Annotated in this window: 17 protein-coding genes; 13 read left to right on the top strand and 4 right to left on the bottom strand. The window is 57.3% G+C overall.

Going from position 1 to position 18,139, the window contains the following annotated elements; genetic code table 11:
- The first annotated feature begins 13 nt into the window (after window positions 1–13).
- The 8 genes from cbiB to nrdR all read left to right on the top strand — a co-directional run bounded on the left by cbiB (window position 14) and on the right by nrdR (window position 8,240).
- Window positions 14–979 (top strand): adenosylcobinamide-phosphate synthase CbiB, encoded by a 966-nt coding sequence (gene cbiB / locus C6Y32_RS03905; RefSeq protein ID WP_105203874.1) that lies wholly within the window; start codon window positions 14–16, stop codon window positions 977–979.
- 18 nt (window positions 980–997) lie between these two features.
- Complete coding sequence (cobD, locus tag C6Y32_RS03910) at window positions 998–2,056, top strand: threonine-phosphate decarboxylase CobD (protein WP_105203876.1); 1,059 nt, start codon at window positions 998–1,000, stop codon at window positions 2,054–2,056.
- Window positions 2,053–3,027: an alkaline phosphatase family protein gene (locus tag C6Y32_RS03915; protein WP_105203878.1), complete on the top strand. Its 975-nt coding sequence runs from the start codon at window positions 2,053–2,055 to the stop codon at window positions 3,025–3,027. Before cobD ends, C6Y32_RS03915 begins: the two co-directional genes overlap by 4 nt.
- Window positions 3,009–4,502: a cobyric acid synthase gene (locus C6Y32_RS03920; RefSeq protein WP_105203880.1), complete on the top strand. Its 1,494-nt coding sequence runs from the start codon at window positions 3,009–3,011 to the stop codon at window positions 4,500–4,502. The genes C6Y32_RS03915 and C6Y32_RS03920 overlap by 19 nt, the downstream gene beginning before the upstream one ends.
- A complete protein-coding gene (locus C6Y32_RS03925) occupies window positions 4,499–5,131 on the top strand; it encodes a precorrin-8X methylmutase (RefSeq protein ID WP_243562513.1) in 633 nt (210 codons plus the stop codon). The genes C6Y32_RS03920 and C6Y32_RS03925 overlap by 4 nt, the downstream gene beginning before the upstream one ends.
- A gap of 149 nt (window positions 5,132–5,280) precedes the next feature.
- Window positions 5,281–6,681: a preprotein translocase subunit SecD gene (locus C6Y32_RS03930; protein WP_105203884.1), complete on the top strand. Its 1,401-nt coding sequence runs from the start codon at window positions 5,281–5,283 to the stop codon at window positions 6,679–6,681.
- Window positions 6,671–7,627: a protein translocase subunit SecF gene (gene secF / locus C6Y32_RS03935; RefSeq protein WP_105203886.1), complete on the top strand. Its 957-nt coding sequence runs from the start codon at window positions 6,671–6,673 to the stop codon at window positions 7,625–7,627. Before C6Y32_RS03930 ends, secF begins: the two co-directional genes overlap by 11 nt.
- A gap of 151 nt (window positions 7,628–7,778) precedes the next feature.
- Window positions 7,779–8,240, top strand: a complete 462-nt coding sequence (gene nrdR / locus C6Y32_RS03940) for a transcriptional regulator NrdR (RefSeq protein ID WP_105203887.1) — start codon at window positions 7,779–7,781, stop codon at window positions 8,238–8,240.
- An 82-nt stretch (window positions 8,241–8,322) separates the two neighbouring features.
- On the opposite strand, the gene C6Y32_RS03945 is transcribed toward nrdR, so the two are convergent.
- Window positions 8,323–8,700: a DUF4363 family protein gene (locus C6Y32_RS03945; protein WP_105203889.1), complete on the bottom strand. Its 378-nt coding sequence runs from the start codon at window positions 8,698–8,700 to the stop codon at window positions 8,323–8,325.
- 12 nt (window positions 8,701–8,712) lie between these two features.
- Window positions 8,713–9,390 (bottom strand): DUF421 domain-containing protein, encoded by a 678-nt coding sequence (locus C6Y32_RS03950; protein WP_105203891.1) that lies wholly within the window; start codon window positions 9,388–9,390, stop codon window positions 8,713–8,715.
- Between the two features lie 131 nt (window positions 9,391–9,521).
- Here C6Y32_RS03950 and C6Y32_RS03955 point away from each other — a divergent pair, with 131 nt between their 5' ends.
- From C6Y32_RS03955 to C6Y32_RS03965, 3 genes are read left to right on the top strand one after another with little or no spacing between them, the layout of a single operon-like run.
- Window positions 9,522–11,009 carry a spore germination protein gene (locus tag C6Y32_RS03955; protein WP_207204803.1) on the top strand — a complete coding sequence of 496 codons (1,488 nt, stop codon included), beginning with the start codon at window positions 9,522–9,524 and terminating at the stop codon, window positions 11,007–11,009.
- Window positions 11,010–11,015: 6 nt separating this feature from the next.
- Window positions 11,016–12,092, top strand: a complete 1,077-nt coding sequence (locus tag C6Y32_RS03960; protein ID WP_105203893.1) for a GerAB/ArcD/ProY family transporter — start codon at window positions 11,016–11,018, stop codon at window positions 12,090–12,092.
- Window positions 12,092–12,928 (top strand): SET domain-containing protein, encoded by an 837-nt coding sequence (locus tag C6Y32_RS03965; protein ID WP_105203895.1) that lies wholly within the window; start codon window positions 12,092–12,094, stop codon window positions 12,926–12,928. Before C6Y32_RS03960 ends, C6Y32_RS03965 begins: the two co-directional genes overlap by 1 nt.
- Before the next feature lie 174 nt (window positions 12,929–13,102).
- Here the strand turns inward: C6Y32_RS03965 and C6Y32_RS03970 are convergent, their stop codons facing one another.
- Complete coding sequence (locus tag C6Y32_RS03970) at window positions 13,103–14,482, bottom strand: NAD(P)/FAD-dependent oxidoreductase (protein ID WP_105203897.1); 1,380 nt, start codon at window positions 14,480–14,482, stop codon at window positions 13,103–13,105.
- 328 nt (window positions 14,483–14,810) lie between these two features.
- On the bottom strand, window positions 14,811–15,977 hold the full coding sequence (locus C6Y32_RS03975) for a glycosyltransferase (protein ID WP_105203899.1): 1,167 nt from the start codon (window positions 15,975–15,977) through the stop codon (window positions 14,811–14,813).
- 413 nt (window positions 15,978–16,390) lie between these two features.
- Here C6Y32_RS03975 and hprK point away from each other — a divergent pair, with 413 nt between their 5' ends.
- Window positions 16,391–17,350, top strand: a complete 960-nt coding sequence (gene hprK, locus C6Y32_RS03980) for an HPr(Ser) kinase/phosphatase (protein ID WP_105203901.1) — start codon at window positions 16,391–16,393, stop codon at window positions 17,348–17,350.
- Between the two features lie 66 nt (window positions 17,351–17,416).
- On the top strand, window positions 17,417–18,139 hold the full coding sequence (locus C6Y32_RS03985; protein WP_105203903.1) for a phosphatase: 723 nt from the start codon (window positions 17,417–17,419) through the stop codon (window positions 18,137–18,139).

Genomic DNA, 18,139 nt, shown 5'->3' on the forward strand with positions numbered 1-18,139 from the left:
AGGGGGGAGAGAGATGTCGATACTCATAGCACTGCCGGCGGGATATCTGCTGGACCTGCTGCTGGGGGACCCGCACAGTCTGCCCCACCCGGTGCAGTTTATCGGCTTTTTGATCGCCCGCGGGGAAAAGCTGCTGCGGCGGCTGTGGCCACGCCGGGAGTACTTGGCCGGGGCGGTACTCACGGTGGGGGTGACGGCGATCTCGCTGCTTTTGCCGTGGGGGCTTTTACTGCTGGCCGGCAGCTGGGGCTTTTGGCCTCAGGTGGCGCTGGAGACGGTATTTTGCTACCAGATACTGGCCACCAAGTCGCTGGCGACCGAGAGCCGGCGGGTGTATCGGCCACTGGTGCGGGGCGACCTGCCCGGGGCCAGAAAGTACCTGTCGTGGATCGTGGGGCGAGATACCGAACGCTTGGACGAGGCCCACATTACCCGCGCAGTGATCGAGACCATCGCCGAAAACACCTCGGACGGGGTGGTGGCGCCGCTTTTTTACCTGGCTATCGGCGGGGCGCCGCTGGGTTTTTTGTACAAGGCCATCAACACCCTGGACTCGATGATCGGCTATAAAAACGACCGCTATTTGCTGTTTGGGCGCTTTGCCGCCAAGTTGGATGATCTGGCCAACTTTTTGCCGGCTATCTTATCGGCCTGGCTGATGATCGCGGCATCGGCACTGTGCCGGCTGGACAGTGCCGGCGCCCGGCGCATCTATCGCCGCGACCGCAAAAACCACGCCAGCCCGAACAGCGCCCGCACCGAGGCGGTGGCCGCCGGGGCACTACAGGTGCAGTTGGCGGGGGATGCCTATTACTTTGGCCGGCTGGTGGCTAAGCCCACCATCGGTGACGATATGCGTCCGGTGACACCGGCGGATATCATCACGGCGATCCGACTGCTGTACACCACTTCGGCGTTGGCGTTTTTACTGCTGTGGGGGAGCCGGCTGTTGGCGACAGCGGCGATGTTATACTTTTAAAAGAGGGGATGGGCTGCGGTGCGACCGCTGATACACGGGGGCGATATCTATACGCCCCGAGACACCGAAGAACCGCTGTGTGACTTTTCGGCCAACATAAACCCATTGGGGATGCCGCCGGAGGTACAGCGGGCCATTGTGGAGCATATACCCGACTATGCCGCCTACCCTGACCCGCTGTGTCGGGACCTGCGTGGGGCGCTGGCGGACTATCACCAGCTGGACGCCGCGAACATCGTGTGCGGCAACGGCGCTGCAGACCTGATCTTTCGGCTGGTGCTGGCGCGGCGGCCCCGACGGGCGCTAGTGCTGGCCCCTACCTTTGCCGAGTACGCCCAGGCTCTGGCGCTGGTGGGCTGTTCGGCAGAGCATTACCCGCTGAAAAGAGCGCGCGATTTTGCCCTGGATGAGGGAATACTGGCGGCCATTGAGCCCGGACTGGACATGCTTTTTTTGTGTAACCCCAATAACCCCACCGGTATGCCTGCAGACCCGGCGCTGCTACAGCAGGTGCTGCAGCGCTGCCGCCGTTGTGGGGTGCTGCTGGTGGTAGATGAGTGCTTTGTGGACTTTATGGCCGAGGAGACGCGCTATTCACTGTGTCCCCAACTGCAAAACCAGCCCCAGCTGTGTATTTTGCGGGCCTTTACCAAAATGTATGCTATGGCCGGCGTTCGCCTGGGTTACCTGCTGTGTGGCAGACCGGCGCTGGCCGAGCAGGTACGGGCCACCGGTCAGCCCTGGAGCGTTTCGACGGTGGCGGCAGTCAGCGGGATAGCGGCGCTCAAATGCCAGCAGCACCGCCGGCAGACGGTGCTGCTGGTAGAAAAGAACCGGCGGCTTTTGACCGAGGGACTGCGGCGGCTGGGGTTTACCGTATACCCCTCGATGGCAAATTACCTGCTGTTTAGCGTCGGAGATACGCAGCTGGCTTTCAAGCTGGCGCAGCGGGGCATCCTCATCCGCGACTGCCGCGACTATGAAGGACTGCAGCCGGGGGACTACCGGGTAGCGGTGCGCGGCGAAAGCGACTGCCGGCGACTGCTGGCTGCATTGCACCAGGAGGTGAAGCGGTGAACACGGTACTGCTTATCATCGATGGTATGATGCCGGATGAGGCCAGATTGCTGCCCACTTTAGAGCGGGCGGATTACCGTTGGACCCACAGCCACACCCCAGCCGGTATGACGCCGGACAGCCTGTGCTGTATTTTGACTATGTTGGGGGTAAAAGCAGCCCAGGTACCGACCGGCCGGGCCTGGCTGGAGGCGCTGGCCACTGGGGAGCCGGCGGCCAGAGGGGACCTGGTGCTGCGCTGTAACGGCATCGACCTGGCGGGGGGCAAGCTGGGGCCCAGCTGCTACCGGTCGCTGCCGCCGCTGGGGGATACCGGGCGCTGGATACCGCTGGGTGGCTATAAAAACCTGCTGGTACTGCCGGGATTGGGGCACCTGGAGCGCGGCATATGTACCTTCGCCCCCCATCAAAACCAGAACCGGCGTGTGGATCTATTGCTGCCGACAGCGGGGGACCCGGCGCTGCAGCTCTTTTTGCGGCAGCTCGTTGCCCGGTATGGGCTGTGGCCCTGGGGACAGGCGGCCTATGCGCCGCTGCCCACCGCCGCGCAACTGGGTCTTGCGCCGGGGGCAGTGGTTTGCCGCACCGAGGTGGTGGCCGGACTGGGGCGCGCGCTGGAACTCAGCTGTTTGGTGCCGCCGGGCAGCACTGCCGAAGTGGATACCGACCTGAGCCAAAAGCTGCGCTGTGCGCTGCAGGCGGCCAGGCCCTATCCCTTTGTACTGATACATAAAAACGGCGCCGACGAGGCGGCTCCCCGCCGCGACCGCCGGCAGAAGACAGCCTTTTTACAGCGCATCGAGCGGGAATTTCTGGCTCCGCTGGCCGGCGCGCTGCCGCCGCAGAGCGCGCTGATCGTTACGGCGGATCACGGGACCGACTGCCGCACCGGCAAGCACTGGGCCGGTGCGGTGCCGACATTTGTTTTTGACCCCACAGAGGAGGTGGCAAAATGGCACGAGCAATTATGATACAGGGGACCACCTCGAATGCCGGCAAGAGCCTGGTGGCGGCGGGGCTGTGCCGCATTTTTAGGCAGGACGGCTACCGGGTGGCGCCGTTTAAGTCGCAGAACATGGCCCTCAACTCGTTTATTACAGCCGACGGGCTGGAGATGGGGCGCGCGCAGGTGATGCAGGCGGAGGCCGCCGGCATAGAGCCCGATGTGCGCATGAATCCCATTTTACTCAAACCCACCAGCGACCAGGGCTCGCAGGTGATCGTGGGCGGTGAGGTGTGGGGCAACATGAGCGCCCGGGAGTACTTTGCCCGCAAGGCGGCGCTGGTGCCGGATATAGAGCGCGCCTACCGGTCGCTGGCGGCAGAAAATGACATCATCGTCATCGAGGGGGCCGGCAGCCCGGCAGAGATCAACCTGAAGCAGCAGGATATCGTCAACATGGGCATGGCCAAGTTGGCGCGCGCGCCGGTGCTTCTGGTGGGGGACATTGACCGGGGCGGTGTGTTTGCGGCGCTGGTGGGCACGATGATGCTGCTGGACCCCGACGAGAGGGCGCTGGTGAAAGCCACCATCATCAATAAATTTCGCGGTGACGTGACTATTTTGCAGCCGGGGCTGGATACTTTAGAGCGGTTGACCGGCGTGCCGGTAGCCGGGGTGGTGCCCTATATGCCGCTGCAGTTAGACGACGAGGACAGCCTGAGTGATCGCTTTACCGCCGCTGTGCGCCCGGCGCTGGTGGACATTGCCGTGCTGCGGCTACCGCGCATCTCGAACTTTACCGACTTTAACGCGCTGGAGTATATAGATGGCGTGTCGCTGCGGTACGTGGGCAGCGTGCGGGAATTGGCAGAACCGGATCTGATCGTCTTGCCGGGAACCAAAAATACCATGGATGACCTGCGGTGGCTGCGGCAGTCGGGGCTAGAGGCGGCGGTGTGCAAACACGCGGCCCGTGGAAAACCGGTGCTGGGTGTGTGCGGCGGCTACCAGATGTTGGGGAGTGGCCTGTGCGACCCCGATGGTGTGGAGCACGGCGGCGAGATGGCCGGGATGGGACTCTTGGATGGAGAGACGGTATTTGCCCCGCAAAAGCACCGCACCCAGGTGCAGGGCAGGCTGCCGGCCGTGGGGGGCATCTTTACCGGTCTTTCGGGGCTTGCGTACAGCGGGTACGAGATCCACATGGGCCGCACCAGCGGCGACTGCCCCCTGGTGCACAAAGGCAATGTGTACGGCACCTACCTGCACGGCTTTTTTGACAGCCCGGGTATTGCCGGTACAGTGGTATCGGCGCTGCTGCGGCAAAAAGGGCTCGACGACAGCGATGTGCAGGCCTTCGATATGCAGGCCTTTAAGGAGCGGCAGTACGATCTGCTGGCCGACGGGCTGCGGCAGGCCCTGGATATGCGTGCTATTTACGAGATCGTAGAGCGGGGGCTGCCGCCCGCACAGGAGACAGAGAAAGCCGGTGCACTATTTTGAAGATAGAGAATATAAGGCCAGCGGATATCGAGAGCCGCAGTTTTGAGATCATCACCCAGGAGCTGGGACCAAGGCAGCTAGATCCCCGGCAGGCGCCGATCATCAAGCGCTGCATCCACACCTCGGCCGACTTCGACTACGCTGATAATCTATATTTTTCTGATGGGGCGGTAGAGCGGATGCTCGCGGCTCTGCGCGCCGGGGCGCACATCGTCACCGATACCCAGATGGCCAGAGCGGGCATCAATAAGACGGTACTGGCCCGTTTTGGCGGGCAGGTACACTGTTTTATGTCTGACTCTGATGTGGCCGCTGAGGCCCGTCAGCGGCAGGTTACGCGGGCGGTGGTTTCGATGGAGCGCGCTGCGGCGCTTTCGGGGCCGCTGCTGTTTGCCATCGGCAATGCGCCCACAGCGCTTTTACATTTGGTGGAGCTGGCTGGCCGGGGGCGCGTGCAGCCGGCCGGTATTATTGGTGTACCGGTGGGCTTTGTCAACGTGATCGAATCGAAAGAGTGGCTGATCGAGAGCGGGCTGTGCTGTATCGCAGCCCGGGGGCGTAAGGGGGGCAGCAATATTGCCGCCTGCATCTGCAATGCGCTGCTGTATATGGCCGACGGCCGGCAGTGATTGGCCTGCACGGGGGCGCTTATTGACTTTTTATCCGGTTTTCAATATAATAAACGTTGTGTATACGGTAATTTGCACGACCGTCTGCCGCTTTTCGGTAGGCGGTCGTGACAGGTATATTACCAAATTTGGCATGGGAGGAAACCCAAGTGAAAAAGAGAGGAAAAGCTACGTTCTTCGTCGTTGCGGCTCTCATCGCGTTCTTGGCCTACACTGCACTGTTTGGCATCACCAGCCAGTACGGCGACGTCAAGACCCCGATACTCAAGGGTGTGGACACCATCCGCTGGGGTATTGATATCCGCGGCGGTGTGGACGTGACCTTTACCCCGCCCGAGGGCACCAAGGCGACCAAAGACGAGCTGGCCGCGGCGGAATCGATCATCCAGCAGCGGCTCATCGCCCAGAACATCACCGACAACGAGGTCTACACCGACTACCAGAATCAGCGCATCATCGTGCGTTTTCCCTGGAAAGACGACGAGACCGATTTTAACCCCGAGGCGGCCATCAAGGAGTTGGGCGAGACGGCCGAGCTCACTTTCCGTGAGGGGGACAACCGCGATTCGAGCGGCAATCCCACCGGGGTGACGGCGGAGAATATCATCCTCACCGGCTCGGACGTGAAGAGCGCCAAGGCCGGCCAGAACCCCAACAATCAGGAGATCGTGGTACAGCTGGAGCTCAATGACAGCGGCAAGGAGAAGTTTGCCGCTGCCACGAAAAAACTGGCCGGTGTGGGGCAGATCTCGATCTGGCTCGATAACACCCGCATCAGCGCGCCGGCGGTAAACGAGGAGATCCCCAACGGGGTGGCCACCATCTCGGGCAACTTTACAGCCGAGACCGCCAAGGACTTAGCCGACAAGATCAATGCCGGCGCGCTGCCTTTTGCTCTTACTGCCGACAACTATAACTCCATCAACCCGACCCTGGGCATGGGCGCCAAAGACGCGATGCTACTGGCCTGCGGTATCGCCTTTGTGGCGGTGTGCATCTTTATGATCGCTGTATATCGGCTGCCGGGCGTGGTGGCCTGCATCGCTCTGGTGGGGCAGGTGGCGGGCGCCTTTGCCGCCGTATCGGGCTATTTTGGACCGTTCCCCAGCTTTACGCTGACTCTGCCGGGCATTGCCGGTATCATTTTGGCGGTGGGCATGGGCGTAGACACCAACATCGTCACCTCCGAGCGCATCAAAGAGGAGATACGCGCAGGCAAATCGGTGGGGGCGGCTGTCACGTCAGGTTTTAAAAACAGTTTTTCGGCTATTTTTGACAGCAACATCACCATGGTCATCGTGGCGGTGATCTTGATGGGTGCCTTTGGCCCGCCATCGAGCCTGTTTGCCAAATTGCTAAACCCCATCTTCCAGTTCTTCCCCTCAGCTATCACCGGCGCCATCTACTCGTTTGGCTACACGCTGCTGGTGGGTGTGGTTATGAACTTCATCATGGGCGTGACCGCCTCGCGGCTGATGGTCCGCTCGCTCTCCAAGTTTAGGTGTTTTGATAAAAAATGGCTGTTTGGAGGTAAAAAAGATGAAGCGTAATCTCGATATCGTGGGAAAGAAGAAGATATTCTTTGCCATCTCATCCCTCATCGTCGTCTTTACGGTGGTCTTTGCCCTAATCTTTGGAGTGAAGATGGACATCCAGTTTACCGGTGGCTCTATCATCACCTATTCGTTTGACGGCGAGCTGGACGAGAGCGCCTTTGCCAAAGAGCTCTCGGCGGCGCTGGACGCACAGCTGAAGACCCAGCTGTCGGAAAATACCGTCACCAAGAAAGACAACATCATCGCCACCTTGGGGGCTAAAAAGAATGTGAAGGCCGACAAGGTAGAGGCGGCGCTGCAGACACTGCAGGAGAAGTTTCCCGACAACAACATCCAGCAGGAGTCCATCAACTCGGTGAGCGCCTCAATGGGCAGTGAGTTCTTTATCAAGTGTATCGCCGCGGTGGCGGTGGGCGCTATTTTGATGATCCTCTACATCGCTTTCCGCTTTCGCAAGATCGGCGGCTGGTCGGCTGGTGTTATGTCGGTCGTGGCGCTGATGCACGATGTGTTCGTGATCTTTGCGGTGTTCGTGCTGTGCCGCATACCGCTCAACGACAGCTTTATCGCCGTGGTGCTGACTATTTTGGGCTACTCCATCAATGCGACTATCGTGATCTATGACCGCATCCGCGAGAACAGTCGCATACACAGATCGATGTCTGTTGCCGAGCGGGTGAACCTGAGCATCAACCAGACCATGACCCGTACAGTAAACACCACCATCACTACAGTGACCGCAATGGTCATTGTGTGCATCATCGCGCTGATCTACGGTGTGGACTCGATCTTTACCTTTGCTTTCCCCATGATCATCGGTATGATCTCGGGCCTGTACTCGAGCGTGTGCATCAGCGGCCCGCTGTGGGTAACCTGGCAGGAGCACAAAGCCAAGAAAAAAGCAGCGGAAAAGCTGGCTCCCAAAGCCAAAAAGAAATAGCTATATAAAAGAGAAGTGCCGTCTACGTACAGCACTTCTCTTTTATTGTTTACGTGGGGACACGCCGCGTGTTATAATAGTTGCATATGATTTTCTTATTAAAAACTGGACAACTGGCCTGCCGGCTGCCCGGAAAGGATGCTTACCCGCCATGAAATGCCCGTATTGCGCCCACCCCGAGAGCAAGGTGATCGACTCGCGCCCCACCGACGACGGCGAGAAGATACGCCGACGCCGGGAGTGCCTAAGCTGCCACAACCGTTTTACTACCTACGAGGTGGTGGAGAGTCTGCCGCTGATGGTGATCAAAAAGGACAAGTCGCGAGAGCTTTTCAGCCGCGCCAAGCTGCTCGACGGGCTGGTCCATGCCTGTGAAAAGCGGCCCATTGCGCTGGTCCAGCTGGAAAATCTGGTGGCTGAGATCGAGAACAGCTTTTTAAATTCGATGAAGAGGGAAGTGACCTCTACCGAGATCGGCGAATGTGTGATGCAAAAACTCAAGGACATCGATGAAGTGGCCTATGTGCGCTTTGCCTCGGTCTATCGGCAGTTTCGCGATATCGATACCTTTATGGCCGAGCTGCAGGCACTGCGGGAGAAGAGCCAGAAGTAGTTTTACGGATCAAAAAAGAGCAAAAGAGAGCGAAACTACCGGTGAGCCAGCCGGTAGTTTCGCTCTCTTTTTTAGTTGGCGATCAGGTAAATATCTCGAGAGACATGTTGTCGCCTTTTAAGATGTGATCGAGACTGGATTTAAGGGAGTACGTCTCGCCCAGATAGAGGGCATAGTCTCCCTTTTCGAGATAGCCTTGCATTTTGTAGATGGAGGTAGCCAGCTCCTCGGCGTATTTGCGGTTGATGAACAGGCTGATGGTGGGCTTGCACTCCTCCCAGGTCTTGAGGAGTTTTTCGTTTTGCCGGTACAGCGATTCGTCCTCGGACTGGGCCAGCAGCACCACGTCATCGAGCTCCTCGCTGAGCTTTTCGTACTTTTGGGTGAGAATTGTGGTGGAGGTAACTGCGATGGCCACACAACCCAAGAAGATGAGCAGCGAGATCAGTATGCGCTTCATTGGTGCACCTCCTTACTGTACCTGCTCTTTTTTGACCAGTTTGATATTGCGGTGGTCGTCGCAGGTCAAGAGAAAAATGTCTTCGACCCGGCAGTTGCTGGCACCGGCTTTTTCGAGGATAAAGTCGGAGGAGACCCCGATCTCCTGCATGTTGTGGTAGAGCATTTTTCCATCGCTCACCAGCACGATGTCCGGGGAGTCGTCGCTGCCCTGAAGCTGCATGTCTTTGTTGTTGACGGGGGTGACACAGTAGCGGGGCAGTACGCTCATTTGCCCGTTGGTCTCGACAATGGCGTAATAGACGTCTTCCAGTTTAAAGATGTCTTTGAGGCGCAGCTCTTCCATCAGGTCTTCTACTGTCATGCGCAGTGTTTTGAGCTCTTGCTGGACGATCTTTCCCTCACGGATGACCACCACTGGCGACCCGGTCACCAATTTGCGAAAGCCGCGGCTCTTGAGGGAGAAAAAGGAGAGGAACACTTCGAAACAGATAATGAGCAGGATAGGCAGGATGCCGGCCAGGAGCGGGATATCGGTGTTCTCGATGGGCAGAGACACGATATTGGAAATGAGCAGTGTCGTCACCAGTTCGGACGGCTGCAGCTCACTGATCTGCCGTTTGCCCATCAGCCGCAGAGCTACCACGATCACCAGATAAAGTATGGTCGTGCGTATGATCAATACTAACATAACATCACCTGCAGCTAGTATCGGCTGCCGCCGAATAGATTATGCACCTGATATTTGGCGGTGGGCGGGCGCGGCTGCCTCTGTATGAGCCGCGTGCTTTTCGTCTACACTACCAGGCGAGGTGATATAGGATGGATCGACTGTCGACAGACATAACGAAAAACATCGTATCGATGCGCGCTGCTATGCAGAACTCTTCTGATTTTATCAATAAGCCGCTGCAGTTGGGCGGTTTTCGCTGTGAGCTGCTCATCTGTGAGGGGATGGTGAGCATCAGTACGCTGGCCGAGCTGATCATAGAGCCGTTGCGGGAGTACCGGGATCAGGTATACCCCAGTGCCCAACAGCTATATGTGGAGCTGACGACGGCCGATTATCTGGCCGCCGACCAGAAGATCGTACTGACCACCGACGAGGTGATGCAGTTTATGATGTCTGGCTTTGCTGTATTGCTCATCGATGGCTGTGACAAAGGTATTGCCATGGGGGTGCAGGGGTTTAACTTTCGCTCGGTGTCGGAGCCGTCGGGGGAGCAGAACATGCGCGGCTCTCGCGAGGGTTTTGTGGAGGCGGCGCGCATCAACTTGACGCTAGTGCGCCGCCGCATGAAGAGCCCCACCTTAAAATTTGAGTACCTCTCTCTGGGCACCAAATCAAAGACCGATGTGTTTTTGGTTTACCTGACCGACAAGGCCAGCCCGGCGGTACTGAAAAAGCTGCGGCGGCGCCTGGCCTCGGTAAAGCTGGAGGCGATCCTGGACAGCGGCTATATCACCCCATTTTTAGACCGGCACTCGGTGTCGCTGTTTTCGGGGGTGGGCAGCACTGAGCGGCCGGATACGCTGTGCGGCAAGATCATGGAGGGCCGGGTGGGCATCATTGTTGACGGCACCCCGTTTGCGCTGGTGGCGCCATACCTGTTTTCGGAAAATTTTCAGTCGATGGACGACTACACCCAGCGGCCCTACTATGCCTCGTTTATCCGCTGTTTAAAATTCTTTGCCTTTCTCATCAGTTTTTTGCTGCCGGGCAGCTATGTGGCGGTGGTGACCCATCACCCGGAACTGATCCATCGGGAGCTTTTGCAAAACATTATCGAGGCACAGAAAAACACGCCGTTCCCGCTGATGGTGGAGGCGCTCATCATCCATGTGGTATTTGAGATCATGCGGGAAGCTGGGCTGCGGCTGCCTAAGGCTATAGGCCACGCGGTGAGCATCGTGGGGGCTATCGTCATCGGCGATGCAGCGGTATCGACCGGGCTGGTAGGTACGCCGATGGTGCTGATCGTGGCGCTGACAGCGGTGAGCTCTTTTGTGGTGCCCAACTTGTACGAGCCGGTCATCATTTTAAAATTCGCCTTTATTTTACTGGGCGGATTGCTGGGCATTTACGGCATCTCGCTGGGGCTGGTGGTGCTGCTGTTAAATCTGTGTTCCATCAATACCTTCGGTATCCCCTACACCAGCCCCATCTCGCCGTTTGGGCACTCGGTATTTCGGGATGTATTTTTTCGCATTGGGTGGCGGCAACTGCAAAACAGCCGTTCGAAAGTACAAAATATGCCCGGCTCGTCTATCCGCACAGCGCCCAAAGATGGACGCGAGCAGGGGAGGTGAGCAGCTGTGCGACAAGGTAAACAGTACATCAGCCAAAATCAGCTGGTGCTGCTGCTGTTTTTATCGAATTTATTTTCTTACCTGACTTATTATACCCCCAAAGGCGCCAAAGTCGGGTTTGGTTCCTCGATCGTGGGGCTGGTTTTGGGAAATCTGGCTGCACTGGGTATTGGGATGTTGTACTTTGCCATCCGCGGACGGCTGGGGCATAACCTCGGCGAGTTTTTGTTGGAGCAAAACCGTGTGGTGGGCATTGTATTCAGCTGGCTGGCGGCAGTGTTTTTGGGTTTGGCAGCTGTACATTCAGTGTGCGGGTTCACCTCGTTCATCCACCGGCAGATCTATACCCAGACCAACTACCTGGTATTTTTGCTGCCTTTTTTGGGGGTGGCGCTGTTTGGGCTACTTGTGGGGATAGAGAGTCTGGCACGTACCGGCACGCTGATCTTTGCGCTGACGGCGGTATCGCTGGCTATCGTGCTGCTGGGCACGCTGCCCAACATCGACCCGCCGTCACTGTACAGCTATTCTTCGGTTAATCTGGGCGATACCGCCACTGCTTTTTGGGGGGCGCTGCGGGGAAATATAGACCTGCTCGTTGCACTGCTGTTGATGCAGCACCAGGAGAAAAAGAGCAGCCGCGTTTTTAAGAAATACTTCTTTTTATCTACCGGGACAGCGGTGGGCCTGTCGCTGCTGGTCCACCTGGCGCTGGGGCCCTATGCAGCCACCCGCAACTACCCGTTTTATGCGCTGGCGGTATTTTCGGACCTGTCGGTACTGCAGCGGCTGGACTCGTTTTACTTGGTGGTGTGGGTGATGGTATCGTTTGTGCGGGTCGTGTTGCTGCTGACAGCAATGGCCTCTGTACTGCAGACGGCGGTGCCGCAGCGGGCATATAAAAAGACGGCGATCGTCTTTTTGGCAGTGGTAACTGCAGCGGCGATCATCGGCTGCAGCAGCCAGCGCATCTACGACTTGATCGCGCTGCTGTTTAAAAGCGGCTATCCCAGCTTACTACTGGTGCTGCTGCCGGTCTGTTACCTGCTGGCGACTGTTAAGAGGCGAAGGGGGGAGCGCTGATGATGGGCAGAAAAAAAGGTAAGCTCGCGGCAGTGGTACTCGCCGCACTTACCGCGCTGGCGCTGACCAGCTGTGTGAGCAGCACCGAGATCGGCGAGCGCAAGATCGTCAAGTCGCTGGCGCTGTCGCAGGTATCAGATGGCGGACTGCAAGCGCAGCTGGAAATCATCCAACCAGAGGAAAACACCTTCTTGACCGTTGCGGGGAGCGACGTGCATGAGCTGGTAGAGAATCTGCGCTACAAAGAGGTGTTCTTTGACGGTATCGACCAGATCTTTGTACAGGAACAACTGCTGCGGCAGCGGGGACGTGAGGTCCTACGCCGCTTTTGTATTGAGGAGATGGACCTGCGACCGGGGGCCAAGCTGTACGCTTACACCGGCGATTTTGACCAGGCACTGACCCAGATCACCCAACAACAGAGCAGCCGATTGGGTTTTTGTGACCTCATCGACTGCGCCGGGGAGGTCTGCGTACTGCCGGTACTGAATAGCAGCCCACTGGGACTGTCTACACCTCAGGCGCTGCGAGTACAGGGTGACGATGTGACACTGCTGGAGGAGGACACCTATTTGGGGTATCTGCTGCTCAACCGGCGCCTGCACGACTACAAGAGCCGGTGGGGGCTGGTGGTGTCGTCGCTGCCCACTACCGATCTGACTGCCGGGACCCCGGCAGTGACGGTGTGGACCGATACGGCCCAGGAGATAGAGGCCAAACCACTGGAAGGGGCGGTTGCCGACTACTTACAGCAGTGCCGCCGCCGGGGCTGGCCGCCGCTAGAGGGCAGAGATGAACAGGCCATATCGTTTGAGGTAAAGGTGCAAAAAGAGTGAGCGGGGAGGATATATCCGCGTTGGAGCTTGCCGGGCAGTGATGGGGAGAGCTTATCGGCCCAGTTGGAATGGCTGCACCTAAAAATGGATAGTTGTCGTTAAGACCAAAAAAGCGCCGCTGCGGACAGCTCTGTGTCGTACAGCGGCGTTTTATATTTATGGGATAAGCAAAAATTATTTTTTGGCCGAGATCTTATCGGCAATGTAGAGACCGTTGGCCGAGGCCTGCGACAGAGAGCGGGTAAAGCCAGCTCCATCACCGAGAGCATAGATGCCGGGGCATCCGGTCAGTTCAAAATCGTCGGCGGCCGGGCGGGCCGAGTAGTACTTGCACTCGATGCCGTAGAGCAGCGTATCGTGGTTGGCAGTACCGGGGGCGATCTTATCGAGGGCGTGCAGCGTCTCGATGATATTGTCGAGTTGGCGTTTGGGCATGCACAGGCTGAGGTCGCCGGCCACGGCGTTTAGAGTGGGCTTGGTGGTGGAGTCGCGAAGCCGCTTCTCATCGGTGCGGCGGCCGGCCTCCAGGTCGCCCAGCCGCTGTACCAGCACGCTGCCGCCAGATACCATGTTGGCCAGCTTGGCCACGTGGCGGGCGTACTCAATGGGGGCGTTAAAGGGCTGGGTGAAACGGGTGGTAGAGAGCAGGGCGAAGTTGGAGTTCTGAGTTTTGCGGGCCTCATCGCGGTAGGAGTGCCCGTTGACGGTGAGGATGCCGGCGGTATTTTCGGTGACCACATGGCCCCGCTCGTTAAAGCAGAACATACGGGTGACATCGCCGTATTTTTTGGAGCGGTACCAGATCTTGGGCTCGTAGATCTTGCGGGAGAAGTCCTCCCAGATCATGGAGGGCAGTTCGACCCGCACGCCCACATCTACCTGGTTATTCTCGAGAGGAATATCATTTTTTTGACACCAGTCAGAGAAAAAGCCACTGCCTACCCGACCGACGGCGAACAGGATCTTGTCGGCAGAGACGGTATCGGCCTGTCCACCGCTGGTAAAGTTGATCTGATGGGTGTGCCGGTCGACGTCGGTGACACAGGTATCGGTGCGGATATCGACTTTGCCCTGCAGGCTGTCGATGAGGTGCAACATGGTCTCGAAGTTGGCGTCGGTCCCCAGGTGCTTGAGTTGGGCCTGCGACATGTGCAGATCGTTTTGGATACACAGCTTTTTGAGCTCGTTATTGGGCATGAAGCGCTCGGTCGTGGCGCCGAAGGAGACCAGGATCGCATCGGCTTGCTCGATGTAATCGATGACTGTTTCGGGGGCGAGAAAATCGGTCAGCCAGCCGCCGTACTCGGTGGAGATGACGTATTTGCCATCGGAGAAGGCACCGGCGCCAGCCATCCCCTCCATGATGGCACAGGAGCGACACTTGATGCACTTGTCGACCTTTTTGCTGACCAGGGGGCAGACCCGGTCGCTCAGCGCATGGCCTTTTTCAAAGAGCACCACCGAGAGAGAGGGGTCGTTTTGGGCGATGCGGTAGGCGGCCATCAGCCCGCCGGGACCGCCGCCGATAATGGCGACATCGTACGTTTTGTTCATGAGCGTTTCCTCCTGTACAAGAGACGGTGGCGCTTTTCCCGTAAAAAGCGGGCAGAAGATACGGGAGTCGCACCCAGATCACTGCCCGCTGATAGCGCCAAGTTTTCACACACGATTTATCATTATAAGCAGCAGATGTGAACAAATCAAGTAAATTCTCAAAAAAATGACACAATTTTAGCCTTTTGCTGTGTGATGTACATGAATTACGGGCAAAAGGCAAGATTGTGCGCTGATGACAGACGGTAATGGGTGCAGCCGCGTCGAAATTGGCTGTAAAAGAGCGGGCCAATACAGCTGATCGGCCCGCTCTAAAGATATTTTATGATCATTTGCCCTGCAGCGCGTTGAGGTACACCCGCTCGAGGTTTTCGCCCAGGGTCTTGGCACCGGAATCCTGCACCGAGGCCACCACCGACTTTTTAAATGCTTTTTTCTCTTTTTCGGGCATCTGCCAGTAACCCATCACTTTTTTGCGCAGGCTCTTGGCATCGCTGAAGATAAAGCCGTTGACCCCCTCGACCACCTGGCCGCGGTTGAGATCATCGCGGATATGCACCACCGGCAGGCCCACAGCCATGGCCTCCAACATGGAGATGGAGTTGGTGTCGGAGGTAGAGGCAGTGACATACAGGTCGCAGGCCACCAGATAGTTGAGCAGATCCTCGTGCTCGACTTTGCCGATCATGTTGACCTGGTCGCCAATACCTAGCTGGCGGCTGAGCTCGATGAGACGGGGGCGGTCGGGGCCGTCGCCGACGATCATCAGCTTGAGGTGTTTTTGATCGGCGAGACTCTCAGCCCACATCTCGAACAGATTATCGAGCCCTTTTTCACGACCGATACGGCCCACAAAGCATACCACAAAGTCATCCTCGGCGTAGTGATAGCGCTGCCGAATGGACGCCACCTGATCTAAATCTGCCTTTTTGACACTGAACATATCGAGCTCTACCGGATTGGGCACCACATTGATGGACTTGGTGACCCCGTGGCTGTGCAGGTATTCGGACACCTTTTTAGAGGGACCGGTAACCTGCACGGCGCGGCGGGCGAACATGCGGGGGTATTTGCCGGCGATCTTTTTGGCCGCCGGGATCAGCTTTTTGGGCACCACGTAATACAGGGAGTCGTCGTACATGGTGTGCATGGTGTAGACCATGGGGATCTTGTGGCGCTTGGCGTACTGAAAGCCAAACAGGCCAATGCCAAATTCCTGGTGGACATGGATGATGTCGGGATGAAACTCGCTCAACAACTTCTCGCGACGGCGGCTCATGGGGCTGGCCAGGCCGTAGCCGTACAGCTTTTTGATCTTTTTGCAGGGGCAGTACAGCACGCCATCTTCCATTTTGTGGTGGTGTACGGCCGGGTCGGCGGTGACCACCAGCACCTTATGGCCCAGCATTTCCAGCCCGGTCTTCAGTGCGTGCACGTGGGTGACGACACCGTTGATATAGGGCAGGTACGTCTCTACAAACAGCGCTATCCTCATAACTTAAACGATCCATTCTCCGGCAGTGTGCTAAAAGTGAAACGGTCGGCGCTGTCGGTCGCCAACTGCTTGTGGTCAGGCTTTTCCCGCCCGGGGGCAGGTGCCGCAAAACCCTTTACATGACCTCGGTACAGGCCTGTTGGCCACACTGTAGGGGCAAACAGGCTTTAGCTATCATTTTGACTTTACACATTATACCATACTGACAAATGCAAGACAAATCGGCAATTCTTACGATCTGGTAAAATCTTTCTTACGGAAGTGACAAAATCTGTTTGGCGGCGGCAAACTATCTGTTGAAAGCGGGGGACAACTACTATATAATAGATTTGTATATATCTGCATTTTTTTGCGCGATGCTTTTTATAGAAGGGACAAATGCCCGTTGTCATAACGGATAAGGAGGCCATAAAATGGCGACTTTTAGTGTAAAGCTCTCTACCTTGATACAAAAATTCAATTTAGAGGCGGTGAATATGCCCCAAAACCCCGAGGAGCTGCTCATCACCACCCCTGATATCAATCGCCCCGGCCTGTACTTGGCCGGTCACCACGACTTTTTTGACGCGGGGCGCATCCAGTTCATCGGCAATCTGGAGTACTCGTACCTGCAGGACTGCACCGAGGAATTTCGCGAGAAGAGTCTCTTTCGCTTTTTTAAGGCCAAGCCGGCAGCGGTGGTATTTACCCGCGGGCTGGAGATCTTTCCGGCGGCCATCGAGGCGGCCAAAGAGTACCAGGTGCCGCTGCTGCGCACCCGCGAGGCCACTTCGGCTTTTATGTCGGGGCTGATCTCTTACCTGAACGTGGAGCTGGCGCCCCGCATCACCCGGCACGGGGTGCTGGTTGAGGTGTACGGCGAGGGAATCCTTCTGCTAGGCGAGAGCGGCGTAGGCAAGAGCGAGACGGCAATAGAGCTGGTAAAACGCGGCCATCGACTGATAGCTGACGACGCGGTGGAGCTGCGGCGCACCTCGGCCACCACGCTGGTGGGCCAGTCGCCGGACAACATCCGCCACTTTGTGGAGCTGCGAGGCATCGGTATCGTCAACGTGCGCCGCATATTTGGTATCGGCTCGGTCAAAATGAGCGAGAAGGTGGATATGATCATTCACCTAGAGCCCTGGGAGCAGGGAAAAAACTATGACCGCATCGGTCTGGAAAACACCCACACCGAAATACTGGGCATCAATATCCCGTCGCTGGATATTCCGGTAAAGCCCGGGCGCAACCTAGCCATTATCATCGAGGTGGCGGCCATGAACAACCGCCAGAAACGCATGGGTTACAACGCCGCAAGGCAGCTGCTCACCAATTTGGGTATGCTCGATGACGTGAAGAAGGCCGAAGAACAGGATATCGACTTCTTTTAGTATGCCGATACAGCCTGCTATCCACACAAAATACAGAAAGATAACGCTCCCGGAGGAATGTAAAATATGAACATCGTCGCAGATACGCACACCCATACGATCGCCTCCAGTCACGCCTATGGGACCATCATCGAGATGGCCACCTATGCGGCCAAACACGGGCTGTCGTGCATCGCCATGACCGACCACGCCCCGGCCATGGACGACGCGGCCCATGTGTGGCACTTTTTTAACCTGCACCTCATTCCCAACTACATCGAGGGAGTGCGGGTGCTCACTGGGGCTGAGACCAACATCATCGATTACGAGGGGCACATCGATCTGCCGGAAGACCTGCTCAAAAAGATGGACTGGGTGGTGGCCTCTTTTCACCCCGAGGCCATAAAGCCCGGTACCGTCGAACAGCACACCGAGGCGATTTTGGGAATGCTCAAAAACCCGTACATCGATGTGTTTGGTCACCCCGGCCCCAACAATTTTAAGTTTGACTACGACTATGTGGTGCCCAAATTTAAAGATAGCGGCAAATATATCGAGTTTAACGCCAGTTCTTTCACTTTCCGTGCCGGCGCCAAGGAAAATATGCGCTATGTGGCAAAACTGTGCGCAAAGCATGGAGTGGAGGTCGTGGTAAATTCCGACTCTCACTCGCCGTTTAACGTGGGGGACGTACAGATCGCCCTGGATCTTCTGCGGGAAGTGGATTTTCCGCCGGAACTCATCATCAACACCGATCTGGAGCGGTTTAAGCGCGCTCTGTCGAACCGGCATATCCCGGTGGTCTACTAA

Source organism: Neobittarella massiliensis (ex Bilen et al. 2018) (genome assembly GCF_900289145.1).
GTDB lineage: Bacteria > Bacillota > Clostridia > Oscillospirales > Ruminococcaceae > Neobittarella > Neobittarella massiliensis.

Bases quoted from the DNA above. Each gene is read 5' to 3' on its own strand.
- nrdR (WP_105203887.1), top strand. From the start codon at position 7,779: ATGAAATGCCCGTATTGCGCCCACCCCGAGAGCAAGGTGATCGACTCG.
- C6Y32_RS03985 (WP_105203903.1), top strand. From the start codon at position 17,417: ATGAACATCGTCGCAGATACGCACACCCATACGATCGCCTCCAGTCAC.
- C6Y32_RS03920 (WP_105203880.1), top strand. From the start codon at position 3,009: ATGGCACGAGCAATTATGATACAGGGGACCACCTCGAATGCCGGCAAG.
- C6Y32_RS03965 (WP_105203895.1), top strand. From the start codon at position 12,092: ATGATGGGCAGAAAAAAAGGTAAGCTCGCGGCAGTGGTACTCGCCGCA.
- cbiB (WP_105203874.1), top strand. From the start codon at position 14: ATGTCGATACTCATAGCACTGCCGGCGGGATATCTGCTGGACCTGCTG.
- C6Y32_RS03945 (WP_105203889.1), bottom strand. From the start codon at position 8,700: ATGAAGCGCATACTGATCTCGCTGCTCATCTTCTTGGGTTGTGTGGCC.
- C6Y32_RS03975 (WP_105203899.1), bottom strand. From the start codon at position 15,977: ATGAGGATAGCGCTGTTTGTAGAGACGTACCTGCCCTATATCAACGGT.
- secF (WP_105203886.1), top strand. From the start codon at position 6,671: ATGAAGCGTAATCTCGATATCGTGGGAAAGAAGAAGATATTCTTTGCC.
- C6Y32_RS03950 (WP_105203891.1), bottom strand. From the start codon at position 9,390: ATGTTAGTATTGATCATACGCACGACCATACTTTATCTGGTGATCGTG.
- C6Y32_RS03955 (WP_207204803.1), top strand. From the start codon at position 9,522: ATGGATCGACTGTCGACAGACATAACGAAAAACATCGTATCGATGCGC.
- C6Y32_RS03970 (WP_105203897.1), bottom strand. From the start codon at position 14,482: ATGAACAAAACGTACGATGTCGCCATTATCGGCGGCGGTCCCGGCGGG.
- hprK (WP_105203901.1), top strand. From the start codon at position 16,391: ATGGCGACTTTTAGTGTAAAGCTCTCTACCTTGATACAAAAATTCAAT.